At 63.7% G+C, this 6,620-nt stretch carries 5 protein-coding genes; all 5 read right to left on the bottom strand.

Translation table 11 applies throughout. The features are described from left to right. Positions 1–2,386 (bottom strand): FAD-dependent oxidoreductase (locus EOA28_RS20200; protein ID WP_148670772.1); only part of this gene is annotated, 2,386 nt, incomplete at its 3' end. A 155-nt stretch (positions 2,387–2,541) separates the two neighbouring features. Further along, entirely contained in the window at positions 2,542–3,300 is a 759-nt protein-coding gene (locus EOA28_RS20195) for an FkbM family methyltransferase (protein ID WP_127252934.1), read from the bottom strand. Next, positions 3,297–4,526 carry a hypothetical protein gene (locus tag EOA28_RS20190; RefSeq protein ID WP_127252933.1) on the bottom strand — a complete coding sequence of 410 codons (1,230 nt, stop codon included), beginning with the start codon at positions 4,524–4,526 and terminating at the stop codon, positions 3,297–3,299. The genes EOA28_RS20195 and EOA28_RS20190 overlap by 4 nt, the downstream gene beginning before the upstream one ends. A gap of 13 nt (positions 4,527–4,539) precedes the next feature. Beyond that, on the bottom strand, positions 4,540–6,006 hold the full coding sequence (locus EOA28_RS20185) for an aspartate aminotransferase family protein (RefSeq protein WP_189342110.1): 1,467 nt from the start codon (positions 6,004–6,006) through the stop codon (positions 4,540–4,542). Positions 6,007–6,037: 31 nt separating this feature from the next. Next, the coding region (locus tag EOA28_RS20180; RefSeq protein WP_148670771.1) for an NAD(P)-dependent oxidoreductase at positions 6,038–6,620 on the bottom strand (583 nt) is incomplete at its 5' end.

The following is a 6,620-nucleotide window of genomic DNA, read 5'->3' as shown; positions in this document are numbered from 1 at the left end:
CCGAAGTGGTGAAGGAGCGGCGGCCGAGCTCGTCGACCAGCGTCTCGCCGCTCGCGGGATCCTGCACAGGCATGGTGCCGACCGGGTAGCGGGCCACGCCCTTGGAATCGGTGTTCTCGGTCATCACCAGCGTGCACAGCATAGCCGGCTGATGCTCACGGGCGCGATACTCCAGATGCTTGGCTTTGCCGCAGAAGTCGTTGTCCTTGACCTTCGGACGGGCAAGGTCGGCCTCGAGCAGATTGTATTCGGTCAGCAGATCGGCGTTCTGGAGGCGTAGGCTTTTTTCCATGCGGCGCGTGTTGGCGTAGGTCTCGACGCCGAACGGCATGACGCCGGTAGAGCGCAGCGCGTCCCAGACGGCGAGCCCGTCCTCGTAGCGCATATGCAACTCCCAGCCCTGCTCGCCGACATAGGAGATGCGGAAGGCGGTCACATCCTTGCCGCCGATCCGGATCGGCTTGATCGCCGCGAAGGGGAAATTCTCCGGCGTCAGGCCATTCGGATCCTCGACCACCTTCTGCAAGGTCGTGCGGGCATTCGGCCCCCAGATACCGATGGTGACGTATTTTTCCGTCACGTCGGTGACGGTGACGTCGAAACCTTTGTCCTGCGCGGTGCGTTGCATGTAGCGGAAGTCGCGCGGACCGGCATCGGCGCCGTCGATCACGCGGCAGCGATCGGCCATGCGGATGACGGTGAAGTCTGCGCGCACCATGCCTTCCTCGTCGAGGAAGTGGGTGTAGATGCCCTTGCCGATATTGTTGTCGCCGCCGATCTTGGCCGCGCACAGCCATTCCAGCAGCGCGACATGGTCGGGCCCTTCGACGTCATACATCGAGAAATGCGACAGGTTGACGATGCCGCAATCCTCGCTCATCGCCAGATGCTCGGCATTGGAGACGCGCCAGAAATGGCGGTTGTCCCATTCGTTCTCGCGCACCGGCACGCGGTTGCCGTATTTCTCCAGGAGATGCTCGTTGGCGGCGTAGCCGTGCGCGCGCTCCCAGCCGCCCAGCTCCATGAAATAGCCGCCGAGTTCCTTCTCGCGCTCCCAGAAAGGCGAGCGGCGGATGTTGCGGCCCTTGGAGAAGGGCTCGCGCGGATGCACCGCTGGATTGTAGACCTTCATCGCCGTCTCGGTGCAGCGATCCCAGATGAACTGTTCCTGCGTCTGGTGCGGGTAGAAGCGCGAATAGTCGATCTGGTGATGGTCGATCGCGGTGCGGCCGTCGGTCATCCAGTCGGCGATCAGCTTGCCCATGCCGGGGCCGTCCTTGACCCAGATGGCGACGGCGTACCACAGGCCCCTCACCTTCTGGCTTTCGCCCATGGACGGGCCACCATCGGTGGTCACCTGCAGCAAGCCGTTGAAGGAATGGCCTTCATTGTAACCCAATTCGCCGAGGATCGGCGTCAGTTCCATGGCGCGCTCCAGCGGCGCCATGATCTGCTCCATGTCGAGGTCGCGCTGCGACGGCGACAGCCGCGCCTCATGCTTTTCGAGCAGGTCGCGCGGGTGGCACAGGCGCGGATTGGTCTCCTCGTAATAACCCCATTCGATCTGCCCGCCCTCGGCGGTCTTCGGATCGCCGGTGTCGCGCATATAGGCCGAGTTGCCCTGGTCGCGCAGCAGCGGCCAGCCGATCTCCTTGCCGGTGCCGGCGAACTCGTTGTAAGGGCCGAAGAAGGTCAGCGGATGGTCGATCGGCATGACCGGCAGGTCTTCGCCGACCAGAGCGGCGGTAAGCCGGCCCCAGATGCCGGTGCAGACCACGACATAGTCGGCCTCGATCGTGCCACGCTCGGTCACCACGCCCTTGATGCGGCCGTTCTCGACGATCAGCTCCTTGGCCGAGGTGTTGGCGAAGGCCTGCAGCTTGCCGGACGCGACGCCCTGATCGACCAGCTTGCCGGCGACGGTCTGCGAGCGCGGGATAACGAGGCCGGCATCCGGGTCCCACAGGCCGCCCTGCACCAGATGCTCCTCGATCAGCGGGAATTTTTCCTTGATCTCGGCCGGCTCGATCAGCCGCGCACGGGTGCCGAACGCCTTGGCGGAGGCGATCTTGCGCTTGATCTCGTCCATGCGGGCATCGTCGCCGACGCGGGCAACCTCGAGGCCGCCGACGCGCGCGTAATGCCCCATCTTCTCGTAGAAATCGATGGAATAGAGCGTCGTCCAGCAGGACAGGAAATCATGGCTGGTCGTGTAGCAGAAGTCCGAGGCATGCGCCGTCGAGCCGATATCGGTCGGGATGCCCGACTTGTCGATGCCGACGATATCGTCCCAGCCGCGCTCGATCAGATGATGCGCGACGGACGCGCCGACGATACCGCCCAGACCGACGATGACGACCTTCGCCTTTTTCGGAAACTCTGCCATTGCCCGCGACTCCAGAAGCATAAAACGGGCGCGCCTGCGCCCTTTCGAATGGCGCACAATATGCAGAGGACGCGGATTGAGCTACCGCCTGTTTGCGACACGTCGCAGGTACGCCGCGACCCCGCGTGCGGACTCGGCTCGGAATGGAATTCCGCTCAGGCGAAGGCCCAGATGTCCTCGGCCTGGAAGCCGACTTGGTAGCCGGCGGTCTTGAGCTTGACCACGACCTGGCCGATCTCGGTGGCCGGCAGCGCGCCGACCTCGATCTTGATCATGCCAGGGCGGTAGCGCTGGAGATCGAGCTGCTCGAACACCATCCAGTCGGCGCCCTCGCAGTCGACCAGGAAGGCGTCGATATGGGTGATGCCGTTGCGGTCGAGCAGCGTCTGCAAGGTCTCGGACGGCACCTCGATGTCCTTCAGATGCGGCGCGAACTTGTTGAAGTTGGCGTCCGCCTCGCCCCAGGCGTTCTTGCCCGACATCAGATTGGTGTCGGTGACCGACGAGCAGCCTATGAACTCGATCGGCAGCGTGCCGGCCTCGAGCGCTGCGGCATCGAAGGTGTGGACGGTGATCGTGCCCTGGGTTTTCGTGACAGCCACCGGCTCGATGATGAAGCGGCTGGCATCCGGGTAATTGGGGCGCAGGCGCTTCTGGTTATATGGGATTGGCTCGACCAGCATGGCGCGCGCCCCGGGAATGCGATGCAGCCAGGGCGTCACGTCGTCGAACAGCGCGCCGTCGCAGGCGCCAACATTGACCATCTGGAACGGCCGGCCGTCGCCGCCGAAACGGGCCTTTAGGGCAGCTTTGGCGAGGAATTTCGTGCCGTGCAAAGCCGGGCCGCGATCGAGCAGGCCGACTGGAAGGCTAAGCGACAGCAAGGTGCGCGCGAGGCTGGAAAGCGAGCTCATGACTTGTCTCCGGGAGTGACCTGCAGCGCCGCGCGGCGCCCGCCCTGGCTCGTCGCCCACAGCGCCATCAAGGGCGCGGCGAGCAGCAGGAAGGGCGGCAGGAGATTGGGGAAATAGATGCGGGTGTCGTGGATCGGAAAGACGGTGAACTTCGCCAACACGCCCAATACGAGCGCCGCCAGCAGGATGCCGGCGCGTCGGTCGAGACGGAAGCCGGCGCGGTCGAGCCCATACCATCCGGCCAATGCCAGCACCGACACGCCAACCCAACTGTTGAGGGTGACGGCGCGGACTACCGAGGCGGCGAAGGCCTTCAGATAGGCAGCAATGGAAAATGGCGGCTCGAAGCCGTCCATGTTGTAATGCTGCTCGATGGTGGAGAACCAAAGATGCGGCCACCAGCCGGGATGCTGCGCCCAATGCGAGATGGCGAAATAGGCGATGAAGGATGCCGCGAAACCGGCCAGCGCGCCCCACCCCCGCTCGCGGAACGCGATGAGCAGCACCGTGAAAATGGCGAGGAAAACGATGTTGTCGGGCCTGGCCATGAAAGCGAGGAAAAGGAGAACCGCCGTCGCCGCCTCCCGCTTGCGCACATAGGCAAAGGCGCCGCCGAGGAACAGCGCCGAGCATAGGAGATCGGGCGTCGAGGCGCTCGCCGCGTCGCCGAAATCGGCCATGATCAGAATCGCGCCGACGATCGGCGCCAGCGCCAGCGCGCCTCCCGCGCGCAGCCAGGCGAGCGTGATGGCGCCGAACAGCAGCACGGAAAACACCTGCACCAGCCGCATCGCCTCGACCGGCGAGACGACATGGCTGAGGCTGGACAGGATTTCCGCATAAAGGAACTTGATCCGGTACATGCCGAGCAGCGAATGAAAGTCGGCGGCGCTCTCCGTCATGTGGCGGCGAAAGCCACCGCCATCGTCGGTCAACGTCTTGTAGTCGCCGGCCGAAACGCCTGCCTTGACCGTGCTGTAGGCATAATCATGCAGCGCCTGTGGATCGGGATAGGCGTCTTCCTCGGCGATCGCCAGATAGGGCAGCATGTCCCAATTGGTGTCGGGCATGAACCAGGCGGTCGCCGCGGTGAGCAGGATGTAGAGCGAAAACGCAATTGCCCCAATCGACGCGGCCCATTTCGCGTAAGCCCCCTCGCCCCACGCCAGACCGGCGCCGGTCAACCGTTCCAGCGGATTGGTGGGCGCGGACGGCCTAGTCAGCATGCTCGGCGGCCTCTTATTTGCCGACCTGGCTTTTCACGAAATCCTTCACGATCGCCACGATGCCGCGCGACAGAAGACTATCGAAGGCGTCGACGAAGCGGTCGACATGCTCGGGCTGGCAGATCAGCGGCGGCTCGAGCCGGATGACGTTGCGGTTATATTCGGTGAAGGCGACCAGCACGTCATAGTCGCGCAGCAAAAGCGAGCCGACGAAGCCGGACAGCGAGCCTTTCAACTTGTCGTCGAGCACGCTCACCACCGGTCTGAGCACCATAGGCAGGGTCTGCGAGCAATCGTGGAACTCGAGCCCGATCATAAAACCCTTGCCGCGCACGTCCTTGATGATCCTCGGATATTTTTCCTTAAGCGCCTGCAGCCGCTGGATGAGGTACTCGCCGGTCGAGGCGGCGTTGTCGATCAGCCCCTCGTCATAGAGGACATTGATGCCCTCGATCGCGGTGACGCAGGCCTCGCCCATGCCGCCGAAGGTCGCCATGGCGTGAATCATCGCCGTCTTCGGCGTGCCATAGGCTTTCATATAGACATCGCGCCTGGCGATCATGGCGCCGACCGCCGCCTTGCCGGCGCCGAGCGATTTCGCCAGCGCCGTCACGTCCGGCACCACGCCGTAATGCTCGAAGGCATAGAAGCGGCCCGAGCGGCCGTAGCCGCATTGCACCTCGTCGGCGACCCAAAGCACGCCATACTGGTCGCACAGCGCGCGTAGCTTCTGCCAGTATTGCGCCTCCGCCTGGATGATGCCGCCGCCGCCCTGGATGGTTTCGAGCACGATGACGCCGATCTGGGGATCGCTCTTGAACAGCCGCTCGACGGCGTCGATGTCGGCGAAGGGCACACGCACGACATTGTCCGCGACCTTGAAGTCGGCGCGGTAGAGTTGGCCGTCGGTGATCGCCAGCACGCCCTTGGTCTTGCCGTGGAAGGAATTTTCCGCATAGACGATTTTCGGCCGCTTCGGGCCGGCGGCGCGCTCGGCAAGCTTAACCGCCGCTTCCATGGCTTCAGAGCCGGAGGAGCCCAAGAACACCATGTCGAGGTCGCCCGGCGAGCATTTGGCGATGTTGTGCGCAAGTGCCGCAGCATATTGCGACATGAAGGCGATGGCGATCTCCTGGCGCTTCTCCTCCTGGAACTTTTTGCGGGCTTCCAGAATGCGCGGATGGTTGTGGCCGAAGGCCAGCGAGCCGAAGCCGCCGAAGAAGTCGAGGATCTTGCGGCCGTTCTGGTCGATATAGAACATACCCTCGGCGCGCTCGATCTTGACCTTGTGGAAGCCGAGCAGCTTCATGAAATGCAGCTGTCCGGGATTGAGATGCGCCTTGAACAGATCGGTGATGCGGGCGACATCCAGCGCCTTGGCCTGCTCGACGCTGATCAAGTCTGGCTTGGCGATGGAAGCGGGCGACAGCGCCGGCGCTTCAACCAGCGTTCGCGTGCCTGTCTGTTCCGGCTTGGCCATGACGGTCATCTGAAAAATCTCCCTTCGCGCTCTATTCGGCAGGCACATGTTTCGTGGCGACGGCGTGGCCGTCCTTCTTGGCGCGGTATTCGCTGTAGGCGGCGATCAGCATGTCCTCGTCGCGATATTGCGGCACCCAGCCGAGCTGGCGCTCGGCCTTGGACACGTCGAGCACGCATTCCTCGTCGGCGATCAGATACTGCTCAGGATCCATGATCGGCATGTTCAGCAAATCGAGCAGGTCGAGCGTGCGCTTGACCGCCCAGCCGGGCGTCGGCAGCAGGATCGACTTCGAGCCGGCATGGCGGATGAGATCGCCGAGCAGTTTCCTGACCGGCGGCGGGTTGAGCGAGCCGAGATTATAGGCCTCGTTCGGCACGCCGGCCTTCCAGGCGGCGCGGGCGGCCTCTGCGCAGTCGAACACCGAGATGAACTGATAAGGGTTCCTGCCCGAGCCGATCATCGGCACGGGCAGATTCCAGTCGATCAGCTTGAACAGTTTTTCAAGGATGCCGAGGCGTCCAGGGCCGATGATCAGGCGCGGCCTGAACAGCGAGATCGACATGCCGCGCTTGCGCCATTCGGCGGCGAGTTCCTCGGTCTTGAGCTTTGAC

The sequence above is a fragment of the Mesorhizobium sp. M2A.F.Ca.ET.067.02.1.1 genome, assembly GCF_004023285.1.
Classification (GTDB): Bacteria; Pseudomonadota; Alphaproteobacteria; order Rhizobiales; family Rhizobiaceae; genus Mesorhizobium.
The sequence above is the reverse complement of the archived record's forward strand: the minus strand, read 5'-3'. Positions and strand labels throughout refer to the sequence as shown.

What these genes read in the sequence shown, in the direction of transcription:
- EOA28_RS20195 (WP_127252934.1), bottom strand. Translation starts at nt 3,300, where the DNA reads ATGAGCTCGCTTTCCAGCCTCGCGCGCACCTTGCTGTCGCTTAGCCTT.
- EOA28_RS20190 (WP_127252933.1), bottom strand. Translation starts at nt 4,526, where the DNA reads ATGCTGACTAGGCCGTCCGCGCCCACCAATCCGCTGGAACGGTTGACC.
- EOA28_RS20185 (WP_189342110.1), bottom strand. Translation starts at nt 6,006, where the DNA reads ATGGCCAAGCCGGAACAGACAGGCACGCGAACGCTGGTTGAAGCGCCG.